The organism is Pseudomonas paraeruginosa PA7, assembly GCF_000017205.1.
Taxonomy (GTDB): domain Bacteria; phylum Pseudomonadota; class Gammaproteobacteria; order Pseudomonadales; family Pseudomonadaceae; genus Pseudomonas; species Pseudomonas paraeruginosa.
The window spans coordinates 6406983-6422003 of record NC_009656.1 but is presented as its reverse complement, the minus strand read 5'-3'; the positions used below and the strand labels follow the sequence as shown (position 1 = coordinate 6422003).

The window sequence follows — 15021 nt, the reverse complement described above, 5'->3', positions numbered from 1 at the left end:
GCGGGTCACATCTCGAGGACGATGCGCCCCTCGATCTGCCCGGCGCGCATCTGGTCGAGGATCTGGTTGATGTCGTCCAGCTTGCCCGGGTGGATGGTCGCCTTGACCAGGCCCTCGCCGGCGAAGTCGAGGGCTTCCTGAAGGTCCGCGCGGGTGCCGACGATGGAGCCGGCGATGTGCAGGCCCTTGAGCACCACGTCGAAGATCGGCGTCGGGAAGTCGCCCGGCGGCAGGCCGACCAGGGCGATGGTGCCGCCGCGGCGGGCCATGCCGATGGCCTGGCCGAAGGCGCTGTTGGATACCGCGGTGACCAGCACGCCATGGGCGCCGCCGATGTCGCGCTGGAGCGTTTCGACCGGGTCTTCCTGCCGGGCGTTGACCGTCAGGCTGGCACCGAGCTTGCGCGCCAGCTCCAGCTTGGCGTCGTCGATGTCGATGGCGGCGACGTGCAGGCCCATGGCCCGGGCGTACTGCACGGCGACGTGGCCGAGGCCGCCGATGCCGGAGATCGCCACCCACTGGCCGGGGCGCGCGTTGGTTTGCTTGAGGCCCTTGTAGACGGTGACGCCGGCACAGAGGATCGGCGCGATTTCGGCGAATTCGACGTTCTTCGGCAACAGGCCGACGTAGTTCGGATCGGCCAATACGTATTCGGCATAGCCGCCGTTCACCGAGTAGCCGGTGTTCTGCTGGCCCTCGCAGAGGGTCTCCCAGCCGGTCAGGCAGTGCTCGCAGCAGCCGCAGGCGGTGTACAGCCAGGGGATGCCGACCCGGTCGCCTTCCTTCACCCGGGTCACTCCGTTGCCCACCGCGGCGACGTAGCCGACGCCTTCGTGACCGGGAATGAACGGCAGCGGCGGCTTCACCGGCCAGTCGCCCTCGGCGGCATGCAGGTCGGTGTGGCAGACGCCGGAGGCTTCGATCTTCACCAGTACCTGGCCGGGGCCGGGCAGCGGAACCTTGACTTCCTCGATCCGCAGCGGCGCGCCGTAGGCGTGCACGACCGCGGCTTTCATGGTCTGTGGCAGGGTCATGGTCATCTCCTTGGACGTGGCTGAGCGCCTGCCGCGGTATCCATGACGGGGACCGCGGCAGGCTCCGGAACCGCTGCGGCCGCGTTTCCTTCGGGGCGGGCCGCCGCAACCAGTCTGGCCCGTCGCGGCGGGCGCGCATTGAGTTGCGGCAAGTTTCCCGCCACGGCGCGAAAAAACGGGACGGACGGTAGCCCCCGGCGCGCGCCCGGCCTGCCTTTGCGGTATACTGCGCCGCCTTCGAACCGGCACTGCCCGCCGGCTCGGCCCAGTACAAGCCACGCCCCTCGACGAAGCGTGGCTTGTTGGTTTCTGACGCGCCGGACGGCGCATTTGAGAGAGGCACGACGATGAGCGCACTGGTTGGCGTGATCATGGGTTCCAAATCGGACTGGAGCACCCTCAGTCACACCGCGGACATGCTGGACAAGCTGGGCATCCCCTACGAAGTGAAGGTGGTTTCCGCCCATCGCACCCCGGACCTGCTCTTCCAGTACGCCGAGGAAGCCGAAGGCCGCGGCCTCGAAGTGATCATCGCCGGCGCCGGCGGCGCCGCCCACCTGCCGGGCATGTGCGCGGCCAAGACCCACCTGCCGGTGCTCGGCGTGCCGGTGCAGTCGTCGATGCTGTCGGGCGTCGATTCACTGCTTTCGATCGTGCAGATGCCCGCCGGCGTGCCGGTCGCCACCCTGGCCATCGGCAAGGCCGGCGCGGTCAACGCGGCGCTGCTCTCGGCGAGCATCCTCGGCGCCAAGCATCCGCAGTACCACGAGGCGCTGAAGCAGTTCCGCGCCAACCAGACCGAAACCGTGCTGGACAATCCCGACCCGCGCGATGCGTGAGACAGGCTCTGAGAAGGTAAGGCTCGAACCATGAAAATCGGTGTCATCGGTGGCGGCCAGCTGGGCCGCATGCTGGCCCTGGCGGGAACCCCGCTGGGCATGAACTTCGCATTCCTCGACCCGGCGCCGGACGCCTGCGCGGCCTCCCTGGGCGAGCACATCCGCGCCGACTACGGCGACCAGGAGCACCTGCGGCAACTGGCCGACGAGGTCGACCTGGTGACCTTCGAGTTCGAGAGCGTGCCGGCGGAAACCGTGGCCTTCCTCTCCCAGTTCGTGCCGGTCTACCCGAACGCCGAGTCGCTGCGCATCGCCCGCGACCGCTGGTTCGAGAAGTCGATGTTCAAGGACCTCGGCATTCCCACCCCGGACTTCGCCGACGTCCAGTCCCAGGCCGACCTCGACGCCGCCGTGGCCGCCATTGGCCTGCCGGCGGTGCTCAAGACCCGCACCCTGGGCTACGACGGCAAGGGCCAGAAGGTCCTGCGCCAGCCGGCCGACGTGCAGGGCGCGTTCGCCGAACTGGGCAGCGTGCCGTGCATCCTCGAGGGCTTCGTGCCGTTCAGCGGGGAAGTCTCGCTGGTGGCGGTGCGCGCCCGCGATGGCGAGACGCGTTTCTACCCGTTGGTGCACAACACCCACGACAGCGGCATCCTCAAACTCTCCGTGGCCAGCAGCGGGCATCCGTTGCAGGGCCTGGCCGAGGACTACGTCGGCCGCGTGCTGGCCCGGCTCGACTACGTCGGCGTGCTGGCCTTCGAGTTCTTCGAGGTGGATGGCGGCCTGAAAGCCAACGAGATCGCCCCGCGCGTGCACAACTCCGGGCACTGGACCATCGAAGGCGCCGAGTGCAGCCAGTTCGAGAACCACCTGCGCGCCGTCGCCGGCCTGCCGCTGGGCTCGACCGCCAAGGTCGGCGAGAGCGCGATGCTCAACTTCATCGGCGCGGTGCCGCCGGTGGACCAGGTGGTCGCCATCGACGACTGCCACCTGCATCACTACGGCAAGGCCTTCAAGAACGGCCGCAAGGTCGGCCATGCCACCCTGCGCTGCGCCGACCGGGCGACGCTGCAGGCGCGCATCGCCGAGGTCGAGGCGCTGATCCAGGGGTGAGCGATTGCCGCCCGCCCATCCTTGGGTTGGCGGGCGGCACTGAACCCAAGGCTTTTCTACACTGTCCCATGGCAGGCGCAATACATGCGCATACACCCGTAAGGAGGGACTGTCATGGGATTAATCGGAACCATCATCGTCGGACTGATCGTTGGTCTCGTTGCACGCTTTCTGAAGCCAGGTGACGACAGCATGGGCTGGATCATGACCATCCTGCTCGGCATCGGCGGCTCGCTGCTGGCCACCTACGGTGGTCAGGCGGTCGGCTTCTACCAGGCCGGCCAGGCGGCCGGTTTCATCGGCGCGGTGGTCGGCGCCGTCGTACTGCTGGTCATTTACGGCCTGATCAAGAAGAATTGATGGCTCTGGCCGGCCCCCGCGGGGGCCGGCATTTCCTCACTTCGCCGGTATTCCCGCCATCATGCGCCGCTTCCCGTTCGCCCGCCTGTTGCTGCTCGTCCTGTTGTCCTCACCCCTGGCCCACGCCGAACTGCCCGAGACCGACTGGCTGGAACTGATGCCGCCGGCCGACCGCAAGGCGCTGGAAGAAATGCCCGACATCGTCCACGACACCCCGGAGGCCGCCGGCACCTTCACCAGCAAGGGTGGCCTGAAGCAGTCGGACCGGAAGATGCCGGCGGTGATGTATTCGGCCAGGACCGTCGCCGGCCTGGATGGCAAGGCGATCCGCCTCGGCGGCTACCCGGTGCCGCTGGAGAACGATGCCAAGGGCCGCGTCACCGAATTCTTCCTGGTGCCCTATCCGGGCGCCTGCATCCACGTGCCGCCGCCGCCGCCGAACCAGATCGTCCTGGTGCGTTATCCACAGGGACTGGAGCTGACCGATATCTACACCCCGCTGTGGGTCAGCGGCACGCTGAAGATCGAGCAGGTGAGCAATGACCTGGCCGATGCCGCCTATGCCATCGACAAGGCCAGGGTGAAGGTGGTGGAGGAAGCGGACCTGTAGGGCCGGCACCTGCGCAACGGCCCATGGCGGATGACGCGGGCCGCCCCGGGCGTCATCCGCCGAGCCGCTCAGGGCCGCTCCAGCGGCTCGCTCCAGATCTGCACGCCAAAGCTTTCGCTGCGCCCGGGTGCGACCAGCATGAGGTCGTCCCAGACCCGCCCGGTCTCGATGCAGAGCATCTGCTGCCAGGCGTCGTCGGCGAATTGCGAGAGCCGCCGCGACTTGTCCACCCAGGGGTTCCAGACCACCGCCGAGCGCGAGTCGAGGGCGTGCAGGTGGATGCTGCGTTCCCAGCGCGGGTCCTTGATCAGCAGGTCGCGCTCGAGGCCGAGGTAGATGCGGTCCAGTTCGCCCTTGACCCGTACCGCGCCGTGCTGGGTGCGTTCTTCCCAGTTTTCCAGGGTCTCGATGTAGCGCGCGCCTTCCAGGCCCTCGATGGCGATCTCGCGGCTGTCGCTGACCGCGAAGTAGGTGTGCAGTGCCTGGCTGAGCACCAGCGGCTTGCTGCCGAGGTTCTCGGTGGACAGCCGCAGGGTCAGCCGCTCGCCGAAGCGGAACAGCATGCGCAGCGCCGCCGGGTGCGGCCAGCCGGGGAGGCCGTCGGGGGCGTCGAGGCGGAAGCTGACGCAGAGGTCGCCGTCCTCCTCGGCGATGTCGTCGATTTCCCAGTCGACCGCCCGGACCAGCCCGTGGGCGGGCGCCTTCAGGCCATCTTCCACCTGGCCGCGGACTTCCTGCGGGTTGCGCTCCAGCGGACCGAACCACGGCCAGCACACCGGAACCCCGCCGCGTACCGACTGCCCGCGGCGGTAGCCGGCCTCGTCGCTGAGCCAGACCAGCGGCGGCTGTTCGTGGGGCTGGTAGCTGAGCAGCTGCGCGCCCTGCTGGGCGATCAGCGCCTGGCCATGGGCGGTGTGGATGCGCCAGCAGGCCAGGTCGTCGACCTGTACCTGTTCGACGCGGTTGATCGGGCTATCGGTGCTCATGGCGGTCTCCGGGACGCGAATGGATGGCAGCAGTATCACCGATCCATTTTATCGCCGGCAGTTCCCCCGGATAGCGCCAACGACGACGCGGCCCGTGGGCCGCGTCGGTTGTTGCCGGTGGTTCAGGCCGCGCGGAACAGGTTGTGCGGGTCGATGACGAATTTCTTCGGCACCCCGGCGTCGAACTCGCCGTAGCCTTTCGGCGCATCGTCGAGGGTGATGACTTCCACCCCGACGATGTCGGCGATCTTGATCCGGTCCCACATGATCGCCTGCATCAGCTGGCGGTTGTACTTCATCACCGGGGTCTGGCCGGTATGGAAGCTGTGCGACTTGGCCCAGCCCAGGCCGAAGCGGATGCTCAGGGCGCCGTGCTTGGCGGCCGCGTCCACCGCACCCGGGTCTTCGGTGACGTACAGGCCGGGGATGCCGATCTTGCCGGCGACCCGGGTGATGCCCATCAGCGAGTTGAGCACGGTGGCCGGGGCTTCCTGCTGCGAGCCCGAATGGCCGTGGCCGCGCGCCTCGAAACCGACCGCGTCGACCGCGCAGTCGACCTCCGGCTCGCCCAGCAGGGCGGCGATCTGTTCGTGCAGCGGAGTGTCCTTGGACAGGTCGGCGATCTCGAAGCCCTGTTTCCTGGCGTGGGCCAGGCGGGTCGGGTTGACGTCGCCGACGATCACCACCGCCGCGCCGAGCAGGCGTGCCGAGGCCGCCGCGGCCAGGCCGACCGGACCGGCGCCGGCGATGTAGACCGTGCTGCCCGGACCGACGCCGGCGGTGACCGCGCCGTGGTAGCCGGTGGGGAGGATGTCCGAGAGGCAGGTCAGGTCGCGGATCTTCTCCATCGCCGCTTCGCGGTTGGGCAGTTTCAGCAGGTTGAAGTCGGCGTAGGGCACCAGCACGTATTCGGCCTGGCCGCCGACCCAGCCACCCATGTCGACGTAGCCGTAGGCGCCGCCGGCCCGCGCCGGATTGACCGTCAGGCAGACGCCGGTGTGCTGTTCCTTGCAGGTGCGGCAATGGCCGCAGGCGACGTTGAACGGTACCGAGACCAGATCGCCGATCTTCATGGTTTCCACGCCACGCCCGATCTCCACCACCTCGCCGGTGATCTCGTGGCCCAGCACCAGGCCTTCCGGCGCGGTGGTGCGGCCGCGCACCATGTGCTGGTCGGAGCCGCAGATGTTGGTGGAGACCACCCGCAGGATCACCCCGTGGTCGATCTGCCGGCCCTGCGGGTCCTGCATCTTCGGATAGGGAATGTTCTGCACCTCGACCTTGCCCGGGCCGAGATAGACCACACCACGATTGCCAGACATACGCGTTTCCTCTTTGTCGTTGTGGGTACAAATGCGCGGCGTCCACGGCCGCGCGGCTTTGCACTGGAAAGTCGTCTGTTGCGCGACAGGGCCGGAGAATGCTGGCAGCCGGCGGGCTGTCGATGTTGCTCGGATCGCGAGGCGGTCCGGGGCGCTCCTCTTCCTGGCCTTCTCCTTCAGGGAGGGTTTGGAAGAGGGCGCGCTTACAGCACCACGGTCCGATTGGCGTTGAGAAACACCCTCCGCTCGATGTGGTAGCCCACCGCCCGCGCCAGGGTCAGGCACTCGATGTCGCGGCCCTTGGCGATCAGGTCCTCGGGGTAGTGGGCGTGGTCGACCGTCTCGACGCCCTGGGCGATGATCGGCCCTTCGTCGAGGTCGTTGTTGATGTAGTGGGCGGTGGCGCCGACCAGCTTCACGCCCTTCTGGTAGGCCTGGTGGTACGGCTTGGCGCCCTTGAAGCCGGGCAGCAGCGAGTGATGGATGTTGATCGCCCAGCCGTCCAGGCGCCGGCACAGTTCCGGCGACAGCACCTGCATGTAGCGAGCGAGGATCACCAGTTCGGCGCCGCTCTCCTCGAGCACCTGCCAGACCCTGGCTTCCTGGGCCGGCTTGTCGTTCGGGTCGAGCGGGAAGTGGTGGTAGGGAATGCCGTGCCAGCGCGCCAGCGGCTCCAGGTCCGGATGATTGGAAATCACCGCCACCACGTCCATCGGCAACTGGCCGATGCGCTGGCGGTAAAGCAGGTCGTTCAGGCAGTGGTCGGCCTTGGAAACCATGATCGCCACCTGGCTGCGGTAGCCCGGCGCGGTCAGCTCGGTACGCATGCCGAACGGCGCCACCCGTTCGGCCAGTCCGGCGCGGAAGGAGGCTTCGTCGAAGCCTTCGCCGGCGCGGAACTCAACGCGGATGAAGAAGCGTTGCGCCAGGCGGTCGTCGAACGAGTGGTGCTCGGTGACGTAGCAGCGCTGCTCGAAGAGGTAGCGCGTTACCACGTCGACGGTGCCCAGCAGGCTGGGACTGTCGGCGGTGAGGATCCAGGTGTCGGGGGTACGGCTCATCGCGAGGCTCCGGGTCCGGTATCCCCTCTCGGGGAGAGGGGAAGGCTGCTCATGCCGCTACCTGCAGGCCGTATTCGGCGCTGGCGTCCTGCAACCAGAGCCAGAAGTAGTCGGCGAAGCTGCGGCGCACGACCAGCTCCCAGGTGTCCTCGCCGGTATGGCGGATCACGCATTGCGACTTGGCGAAGATGCTGCCGACCGCCTTGCCCACCGGGAAGTTGCTCGGATGCACGTCGTAGCTGGTGGATTTCATCAGCAGTTCGCGGACGTTCGCTCCGCTCAGCTCGAGCAGCGTCTGCCCGCCGCTGACGTTGACCACCGCGTAGTGCAGCTCCTCGCCCAGGGCCTGGCGCAGGCGCTGTTCGACGGCGTATTCCTCGCCGCCGGGGACGATCAGCAACCATTCGTCCGGGGCCAGCCATTGCAGCGAGGTCTCGCCGCTGGCGACCAGGGTCAGGGCCACCGGCAGTTCCAGGCCGAGGGCCTGGTGCACGGCGGCGGCGAAGGCCGGGTCGGCGGCGTCGCCGCGCAGCACCAGGTGGCCGAGCAGCTTCTTCTCGCGCAGGACGATACCGGCCTTCGCGGCGGTCTTGCCGGCGAGCTTGTGCAGCTCGGCATGGTGCAGCGGCGATTCGGCGTGGACGCCGGGTTCGGGGCGTTGCTGGTAGACGTTTGCCTTGCTCATTCGTTTTCACCTTCGGGCGCCGCGCGCCCTGGTAGCCTGTCTGCCCTCTCCCTTCGGGGAGAGGGCCGGGAAGAGGGGCGAACCCCTCTCCGCTCAATCCACGTTCTGCCGTTCCCCTTTCGGGTCGTAGAACACCGAGGAACAGATCTCCGCCTCGATGAAGCGGCCGTCCGCCAGCGGCGCGTAGACCTTCTGGCCCATGCGCTTGAGGCCGCCCTTCACCACCGCCAGGGCGAAGCCGTGGCCGAGGCTGGCGCTCATGTAGCTGGAGGTGACGTGGCCGACCATCTTCATCGGGATCGCCTGCTGGGTGTCGAACACCAGCTGCGCGCCTTCGGGCAGTACCTCCTGCGGGTTGCTCGGCTTGAGACCGACCAGTTGCTTGCGCTCCTCGCGCAGGCAGTCGGCGCGGTTCATGCCGCGCCAGCCGATCCAGGAGAACGGCTTGCTGCGGCCCACCGCCCAGCCCATGTTGAGATCGTCCGGGGTGACCGAGGCATCGGTGTCCTGGCCGACGATGATGAAGCCCTTCTCGGCGCGCAGGACGTGCATGGTCTCGGTGCCGTAGGGCGTCAGGCCGTACTTCGCGCCGTGCTCGGCGAGCGCTTCGAGCACGCCCATGGCGTAGTCGGCTTGGACGTTCACCTCGTAGCTCAGCTCGCCGGTGAAGGAGATGCGGAACACCCGCGCCGGCACCCCGGCGACCTTGCCTTCCTTCCAGGTCATGAAGGGGAAGGCGTCCTTGTCCAGGTCGATGTCGGTGACTTCGGCGAGCAGCTTGCGGCTGTTCGGGCCGGACAGGGTGAGGGTCGCGTAGTGGTCGGTGACCGAGGTGAAGTACACCTTCAGTTCCGGCCATTCGGTCTGGTGGTACAGCTCCAGCCACTCCAGCACGCGGGCGGCGCCGCCGGTGGTGGTGGTCATGACGAAGTGGTTGTCGGCCAGGCAGGCGGTCACGCCGTCGTCGAAGACCATCCCGTCTTCCTTGCACATCAGGCCGTAGCGCGCCTTGCCGACGTCGAGCTTGGTCCAGGCGTTGGTGTAGACCCGATTGAGGAACTCCCGCGCGTCCGGGCCCTGGATGTCGATCTTGCCCAGGGTCGAGGCGTCGAGCAGGCCGACCGCCTCGCGCACCGCGCGGCATTCGCGGGCCACGGCGGCGTGCATGTCCTCGCCGCGGCGCGGGAAGTACCACGGCCGCTTCCACTGGCCGACGTCCTCGAACTCGGCGCCGTTCTTCACGTGCCAGGCGTGCAGGGCGGTGAAGCGCACCGGTTCGAACAGGTGCCCGCAGTGGCGGCCGGCGACGGCGCCGAAGGTCACCGGGGTGTAGTTCGGGCGGAACATGGTGGTGCCGGTGTCGGCGATGCTCTTGCCCTGGGCCCGCGCGGCGATCGCCAGGCCGTTGATGTTGCCCAGCTTGCCCTGGTCGGTGCCGAAGCCCAGCGCGGTGTAGCGCTTGACGTGCTCGATGGACTCGAAGCCCTCGCGGCAGGCCAGTTCGATGGCGGCGGCGGTGACGTCGTTCTGCGGATCGACGAACTGCTTCGGCGCGCGCGCCGTGGGCTTCTCGTGGGGCACCTGGAACAGCGCGACGGGCGCTTCCTCGCGGCGTGGCTGGACCTTCGGCAGGCTGCCGGCGGCGGTCTTGTAGCCGGCGTCGAGGGCGGCGCGGCCGCCGGCCTGGTAGCCGTCGGCGAGTACCTCGGCGAGCCCGAACACGCCGTTCACGGCGCCGGCGCAGATGCGCTTCTGCAGGCCTTCGCCGGGGACGAAGGCGAGGATTTCCTCGCGCCATTGCGGCTTGCCGCCCAGGTGCGAGGCCAGGTGCACGACCGGGCTGTAGCCGCCGGAGCTGGCGATCAGGTCGCAGTCCAGCCATTCGCCGCCGCTGGCGCGCATGGCCTGCAGGTCGATCCGGGCGACCTTGGCGCCGCTGACCCGCTTGCCGCCGCGAGCCTCGATCACCGAACTGCCGGTGATCACCCGCATGCCGCGTTGGCGTGCTTCCTCGACCCACTCGCCGCGCGGATTGGCCCGTGCGTCGGCGATGGCCACCACGTGCAGGCCGGCTTCCTGCCAGTCGAGGGCGACGCGGTAGGCGTAGTCGTTGTTGGTGGCCAGCACCAGTTTCCTGCCCGGAGCCACGCCGTAGCGCCGTACATAGGTGGAAACCGCGCCGGCGAGCATGTTGCCGGGCAGGTCGTTGTTGCCGTAGACCAGCGGCCGCTCATGGGCGCCGGCGGCCAGCACCACGCGCTTGGCGCGCACGCGGTGCACGCGCTGGCGAACCTGGCCGAGCGGGGCGACCTCGCCGAGGTGGTCGGTGCGTCGCTCGTGGATGGTGAGGAAGTTGTGGTCGTGGTAGCCGTTGACCGTGGAGCGCGGCAGCAGGATGACTTCCGGCAGGCCTCGCAGCTCGGCCACGGCGTCCGCGACCCACTCGGCGGCGGGCTTGCCGTCGAGGGTCTCGCGGGTGTCCAGCAGGCTGCCGCCGAATTCTTCCTGTTCGTCGGCGAGGATCACCCGCGCGCCGCTGCGAGCGGCGGCGAGGGCGGCGGCCAGGCCGGCCGGGCCGGCGCCGACCACCAGCACGTCGCAGTGGTGGTTCATCCAGTCGTAGCTGTCCGGATCGACCTCGGTCGGCGCGCGGCCCAGGCCGGCGGCCTTGCGGATGTACTTCTCGTAGGTCATCCACATCGACTGCGGGTACATGAAGGTCTTGTAGTAGAAACCGGGCGGCATCAGCTTGCCGCCGACCTTGCCGAAGATTCCCATCAGGTCGTTCTGCACGTTCGGCCAGCCGTTGGTGCTGGTGGCCACCAGGCCGCCGTAGAGGGCCTGCTGGGTGGCGCGCACGTTGGGGATCTGGGTGGCTTCGCGGGAGCCGATCTGCAGGATCGCGTTGGGCTCCTCGGCACCGGCGGCGACGATGCCGCGCGCCCGCGAGTACTTGAAGCTGCGGCCGACGATGTCGACGCCGTTGGCCAGCAGCGCGGCGGCCAGGCTGTCGCCGGCATAGCCCTGGTAGTGCTGGCCGTTGAAGCTGAAGGTCAGCGGGCGCTCGCGGTCGATGCGGCCGCCGCTGGACAGGCGATTGATCTGGCTCATGCCGGCTCCCCTTGTACGGCGGGTTTCTTCTCACCGTCGGCGGCGACGCCGGGTTGCTCGCCGATCGGGTAGGTCTCGAGAATCTCGTAGGTCACCGTGTGGCGGGTGACGTTGAAGTACTTGCGGCAGCCGGCGGCGTGTACCCACAGCTCATGATGGAGGCCGCGCGGGTTGTCGCGGAAGAACATGTAGTCGCCCCATTCCTCGTCGCTGCAGGCGTTCGGGTCGAGCGGGCGCGGGATGTGCGCCTGGCCCTTGGCGTGGAATTCCTCTTCGGAACGCAGTTCCCCGCAGTGGGGGCAGAAGATGTGCAGCATTTTGTAGTCTCCGGAAACTGTTCTTGCCGGCTGACCGGCACCCTCTCCCTGAAGGGCGAGGGGCAGCGGATTTCGCCCTTCGGGCGGCTTTTGTCAGTGCGCCACTGCCGCCGCGCCGTGCTCGTCGATCAGCGCACCGCTGTGGAAGCGTTCGATGGAGAAGGGCGCGGCCAGCGGATGCGGTTCGCCCTTGGCCAGGGTGGCGGCGAAGACGTTGCCGGAGCCGGGAGTGGCCTTGAAGCCGCCGGTGCCCCAGCCGCAGTTGAAGAACAGGTTCTGCACCGGAGTCTTGCCGATGATCGGGCAGGCGTCCGGGGTGGTGTCGACGATGCCGCCCCACTGGCGGTTCATGCGTACCCGCGAGAGCACCGGGAACATCTCGACGATGGCTTGCAGGGTGTGCTCGATCACCGGGTAAGAGCCGCGCTGGCCGTAGCCGTTGTAGCCGTCGATGCCGGCGCCGATGACCAGGTCGCCTTTGTCCGACTGGCTGATGTAGCCATGCACGGCGTTGGACATGATCACGCTATCGATGATCGGCTTCAGCGGCTCGGAGACCAGGGCCTGCAACGGGTGCGATTCCAGCGGCAGGCGGAAGCCGGCGAGCTTGGCCATGTGCCCGGAGTTGCCGGCGGTGACCACCCCGACACGACGCGCGCCGATGAAACCGCGGTTGGTCTCGACGCCGATCACCGCGCCGTCCTGCTTGCGGAAGCCGGTGACTTCGGTCTGCTGGATCAGGTCCACGCCCAGGGCATCGGCGGCGCGGGCGAAGCCCCAGGCCACCGCGTCATGGCGGGCGACGCCGCCGCGACGCTGGATGGTCGCGCCCAGGATCGGGTAGCGGGTGTTCTTGCTGCAATCCAGATAGGGAATCTCCTCCGCCACCTGCTGCGCGTTCAACAGTTCGCCGTCGACGCCGTTGAGGCGGTTGGCGCTGACCCGGCGCTCGCCGTCGCGCATGTCCTGGAGGGTATGGCAGAGGTTGTAGACCCCGCGCTGGGAGAACATCACGTTGTAGTTGAGGTCCTGGGACAGGCCCTCCCACAGCTTCATCGCGTGCTCGTAGAGCAGCGCGGACTCGTCCCACAGATAGTTGGAACGCACGATGGTAGTGTTGCGCGCGGTGTTGCCGCCGCCCAGCCAGCCTTTCTCGACCACCGCCACGTTGCTGATGCCGTGTTCCTTGGCCAGGTAGTAGGCGGTGGCCAGGCCGTGCCCGCCGCCGCCGACGATGACCACGTCGTAGACCGGCTTCGGCGTGGGCGTGCGCCACATGCGTTGCCAGTTCTCGTGATGGCTCAGTGAATGCTTTAACAGGCCGAAGCCGGAGTAGCGTTGCATGTGGATGCTCCTGAACTGTTGCTCCCTCTCCCGCGGAGAGGGTTGGGCCGGGGCGCGTCGGGCTCCCCGACCGTCTTCGGGGGGCTCAGCGGTAGACCGGGAAGTCCGCGCAGAGACCGGCGACCTGGGTGGCGACCTTGGCTTCCACGTCGGCATCGCCGAGGTGGTCGAGGATGTCGCAGATCCAGCCGGCCAGTTCGCGGCTCTGCGCTTCCTGCAGCCCGCGGGTGGTGATGGCCGGGGTGCCGATGCGGATGCCGGAGGTGACGAACGGGCTCTGTGGATCGTTCGGCACGGCGTTCTTGTTCACCGTGATGCCGACTCGGCCGAGGGCGGCGTCGGCTTCCTTGCCGGTCAGGCCCTGGCGCACCAGGCTGATCAGCATCAGGTGGTTGTCGGTGCCGCCGGAAACCACGTCGTAGCCGCGCCCGATGAATACCTCGGCCATCGCCCGGGCGTTACGGATCACCTGCGCCTGGTAGTCCTTGAAGCCCGGTTCCAGCGCTTCCTTGAAGCACACCGCCTTGGCCGCGATCACGTGCATCAGCGGACCGCCCTGGGCGCCGGGGAATACCGCGGAGTTGAGCTTCTTCTCGATCTCTTCGTTGGCGCGCGCCAGGATCAGGCCGCCGCGCGGGCCGCGCAGGGTCTTGTGGGTGGTGGTGGTGACCACGTCGGCGAAGGGGATCGGGTTCGGGTAGAGGCCGGCGGCGACCAGCCCGGCGACGTGGGCCATGTCGACGAACAGCAGCGCGCCGACCTTGTCGGCGATGGCGCGGAAGCGCGGGAAGTCGAGGGTCTTGGAGTAGGCGGAGAAGCCGGCGACGATCATCTTCGGCTTATGCTCCACGGCCAGGCGCTCGACTTCGTCGTAGTCGATCAGCCCGGTGGCGGTGTCCAGGCCGTACTGCACGGCGTTGTACAGCTTGCCGGAGGAGGACACCTTGGCGCCGTGGGTGAGATGACCGCCATGGGCCAGGCTCATGCCCAGGATGGTGTCGCCGGCGTTGAGCAGCGCCAGGTACACCGCGGCGTTGGCCGAGGAGCCGGAGTGCGGCTGGACGTTGGCGTAGTCGGCGCCGAACAGTTGCCTGGCGCGGTCGATGGCCAGCTGCTCGACCTTGTCGACGTGTTCGCAGCCGCCGTAGTAGCGCTTGCCCGGATAGCCCTCGGCATACTTGTTGGTCAGGCCGCTGCCCTGCGCCTGCATGACCCGCCTGCTGGTGTAGTTCTCCGAGGCGATCAGTTCGAGATGGTCTTCCTGGCGGGCCTCTTCGGCGTCCATCGCGGCGAGCAGCTCGTCGTCGTAGCCGCGGATCTGGTCATGCTTGCTGAACATCGCTGGGTCTCCCTGCGGCGCCGGAACCGCGCCGGAATGGCTGCAACGGGACACGCGGTCCCTTTGCCAGCGATGGTATGACCGGCCCTGCCGGCCCAGATGCCTATGCACGCCACGGGGAGGTGCGTTTGCGACATGCCGGCGGGAATCGGCAACCGATGCGGAACGCCCCGGGCTGGCGCTAAACTGCGTGCTCTTCGTCCTGCGAGAACACCATGAAACGCCCGCTGATCTTCCTTTCCGCCGTGCTGCTCGGCGCATCCCTGCAAGGGTGCGGGGGCGGCGACGAAAAGCAGGCCGCCGCGCCTGCGTTGCCGGCCGACTCCTGCACCGGCCATGAACTCGAAGTGGCCTTGCCGCCGGCCGGCAAGCCACTGTTCGGCTACGACTTCCTCTCCCGCCAGTGTGGGTACAACGACGCCACCGTGGTCTTCGGCGCCGCCGACGGCAGCAAGCGCCTGGAGATCGTCCTCACCGACACCGGCCTGCCGGCGCCGCCGACCGAGGGCGACGTGGTGGCCTACAGGGCGGCGCAGGACAAGCTGCGCGAGATGACCCAGACCAACCTGACCCTGCTTCACAAGACCCGCGAGACCGCGCTGAAGAACGGTACCGCCGAGCGCTTCGGCGGCGAGGACTACCTGCCGCTGATCGATACCACGCGGATGGGCGACCCGCTGGGAGTGATGGTCCCGGCCAAGGGCGAGGAAGGCGTCTCGACCCTCAGCGGAGTGATCAAGAACCGCTACGTACTGACCCTCAGCACCCGCGACACGCCCAATGGCGGCAGCGCCACGGCGATGCGCCAGGTACTGGTGCCGTTCGTCGAGCAGATGAAGCTGACCAAGCTACCCTGACAGACTGTGTCGGCACGTACCGGTGCCGGCGCCACCGCACGGA

14 protein-coding genes are annotated in these 15021 nt (G+C 68.2%); 5 read left to right on the top strand and 9 right to left on the bottom strand.

Translation table 11 applies throughout. The features are described from left to right. Window positions 1–5: 5 nt before the first annotated feature. Complete coding sequence (adhP, locus tag PSPA7_RS29635) at window positions 6–1034, bottom strand: alcohol dehydrogenase AdhP (protein ID WP_003150609.1); 1029 nt, start codon at window positions 1032–1034, stop codon at window positions 6–8. A 347-nt stretch (window positions 1035–1381) separates the two neighbouring features. Between adhP and purE the strand changes: the two genes are divergently transcribed. The 4 genes from purE to PSPA7_RS29615 all read left to right on the top strand — a co-directional run bounded on the left by purE (window position 1382) and on the right by PSPA7_RS29615 (window position 3956). Beyond that, entirely contained in the window at window positions 1382–1873 is a 492-nt protein-coding gene (gene purE / locus PSPA7_RS29630; RefSeq protein ID WP_003106314.1) for a 5-(carboxyamino)imidazole ribonucleotide mutase, read from the top strand. A 30-nt stretch (window positions 1874–1903) separates the two neighbouring features. Beyond that, complete coding sequence (locus tag PSPA7_RS29625) at window positions 1904–2986, top strand: 5-(carboxyamino)imidazole ribonucleotide synthase (RefSeq protein ID WP_012078004.1); 1083 nt, start codon at window positions 1904–1906, stop codon at window positions 2984–2986. Window positions 2987–3100: 114 nt separating this feature from the next. Then, window positions 3101–3346 (top strand): GlsB/YeaQ/YmgE family stress response membrane protein, encoded by a 246-nt coding sequence (locus PSPA7_RS29620; protein ID WP_003150607.1) that lies wholly within the window; start codon window positions 3101–3103, stop codon window positions 3344–3346. Between the two features lie 61 nt (window positions 3347–3407). Continuing rightward, window positions 3408–3956, top strand: coding sequence for a DUF3299 domain-containing protein (locus PSPA7_RS29615; RefSeq protein WP_003150606.1), 549 nt, complete (start codon window positions 3408–3410; stop codon window positions 3954–3956). A 68-nt stretch (window positions 3957–4024) separates the two neighbouring features. Here the strand turns inward: PSPA7_RS29615 and PSPA7_RS29610 are convergent, their stop codons facing one another. The 8 genes from PSPA7_RS29610 to glyA form a co-directional block, all read right to left on the bottom strand. Then, a complete protein-coding gene (locus PSPA7_RS29610; protein WP_079262217.1) occupies window positions 4025–4981 on the bottom strand; it encodes a D-hexose-6-phosphate mutarotase in 957 nt (318 codons plus the stop codon). Between the two features lie 83 nt (window positions 4982–5064). Further along, window positions 5065–6264 (bottom strand): formaldehyde dehydrogenase, glutathione-independent, encoded by a 1200-nt coding sequence (gene fdhA, locus PSPA7_RS29605; protein WP_012078002.1) that lies wholly within the window; start codon window positions 6262–6264, stop codon window positions 5065–5067. 203 nt (window positions 6265–6467) lie between these two features. Then, entirely contained in the window at window positions 6468–7325 is an 858-nt protein-coding gene (locus PSPA7_RS29600) for a formyltetrahydrofolate deformylase (RefSeq protein WP_003157890.1), read from the bottom strand. 49 nt (window positions 7326–7374) lie between these two features. Beyond that, window positions 7375–8010: a sarcosine oxidase subunit gamma gene (gene soxG, locus PSPA7_RS29595; RefSeq protein WP_003096784.1), complete on the bottom strand. Its 636-nt coding sequence runs from the start codon at window positions 8008–8010 to the stop codon at window positions 7375–7377. Between the two features lie 93 nt (window positions 8011–8103). Beyond that, window positions 8104–11121: a sarcosine oxidase subunit alpha gene (locus tag PSPA7_RS29590; protein ID WP_012078001.1), complete on the bottom strand. Its 3018-nt coding sequence runs from the start codon at window positions 11119–11121 to the stop codon at window positions 8104–8106. Next, on the bottom strand, window positions 11118–11438 hold the full coding sequence (locus tag PSPA7_RS29585; protein WP_012078000.1) for a sarcosine oxidase subunit delta: 321 nt from the start codon (window positions 11436–11438) through the stop codon (window positions 11118–11120). The genes PSPA7_RS29590 and PSPA7_RS29585 overlap by 4 nt, the downstream gene beginning before the upstream one ends. Window positions 11439–11531: 93 nt before the next feature. Next, a complete protein-coding gene (locus PSPA7_RS29580; protein ID WP_012077999.1) occupies window positions 11532–12782 on the bottom strand; it encodes a sarcosine oxidase subunit beta in 1251 nt (416 codons plus the stop codon). 85 nt (window positions 12783–12867) lie between these two features. Further along, window positions 12868–14121 (bottom strand): serine hydroxymethyltransferase, encoded by a 1254-nt coding sequence (glyA, locus tag PSPA7_RS29575; RefSeq protein WP_012077998.1) that lies wholly within the window; start codon window positions 14119–14121, stop codon window positions 12868–12870. A gap of 215 nt (window positions 14122–14336) precedes the next feature. Here glyA and PSPA7_RS29570 point away from each other — a divergent pair, with 215 nt between their 5' ends. Then, window positions 14337–14978: a hypothetical protein gene (locus PSPA7_RS29570; protein ID WP_003157630.1), complete on the top strand. Its 642-nt coding sequence runs from the start codon at window positions 14337–14339 to the stop codon at window positions 14976–14978. Window positions 14979–15021: the final 43 nt, after the last annotated feature.

Coding starts and splice junctions, on each gene's coding strand:
- PSPA7_RS29620 (WP_003150607.1), top strand. CDS start 3,101: ATGGGATTAATCGGAACCATCATCGTCGGACTGATCGTTGGTCTCGTT.
- adhP (WP_003150609.1), bottom strand. CDS start 1,034: ATGACCCTGCCACAGACCATGAAAGCCGCGGTCGTGCACGCCTACGGC.
- PSPA7_RS29570 (WP_003157630.1), top strand. CDS start 14,337: ATGAAACGCCCGCTGATCTTCCTTTCCGCCGTGCTGCTCGGCGCATCC.
- PSPA7_RS29615 (WP_003150606.1), top strand. CDS start 3,408: ATGCGCCGCTTCCCGTTCGCCCGCCTGTTGCTGCTCGTCCTGTTGTCC.
- PSPA7_RS29585 (WP_012078000.1), bottom strand. CDS start 11,438: ATGCTGCACATCTTCTGCCCCCACTGCGGGGAACTGCGTTCCGAAGAG.
- PSPA7_RS29625 (WP_012078004.1), top strand. CDS start 1,904: ATGAAAATCGGTGTCATCGGTGGCGGCCAGCTGGGCCGCATGCTGGCC.
- PSPA7_RS29580 (WP_012077999.1), bottom strand. CDS start 12,782: ATGCAACGCTACTCCGGCTTCGGCCTGTTAAAGCATTCACTGAGCCAT.
- glyA (WP_012077998.1), bottom strand. CDS start 14,121: ATGTTCAGCAAGCATGACCAGATCCGCGGCTACGACGACGAGCTGCTC.
- PSPA7_RS29600 (WP_003157890.1), bottom strand. CDS start 7,325: ATGAGCCGTACCCCCGACACCTGGATCCTCACCGCCGACAGTCCCAGC.
- fdhA (WP_012078002.1), bottom strand. CDS start 6,264: ATGTCTGGCAATCGTGGTGTGGTCTATCTCGGCCCGGGCAAGGTCGAG.
- PSPA7_RS29590 (WP_012078001.1), bottom strand. CDS start 11,121: ATGAGCCAGATCAATCGCCTGTCCAGCGGCGGCCGCATCGACCGCGAG.
- purE (WP_003106314.1), top strand. CDS start 1,382: ATGAGCGCACTGGTTGGCGTGATCATGGGTTCCAAATCGGACTGGAGC.
- soxG (WP_003096784.1), bottom strand. CDS start 8,010: ATGAGCAAGGCAAACGTCTACCAGCAACGCCCCGAACCCGGCGTCCAC.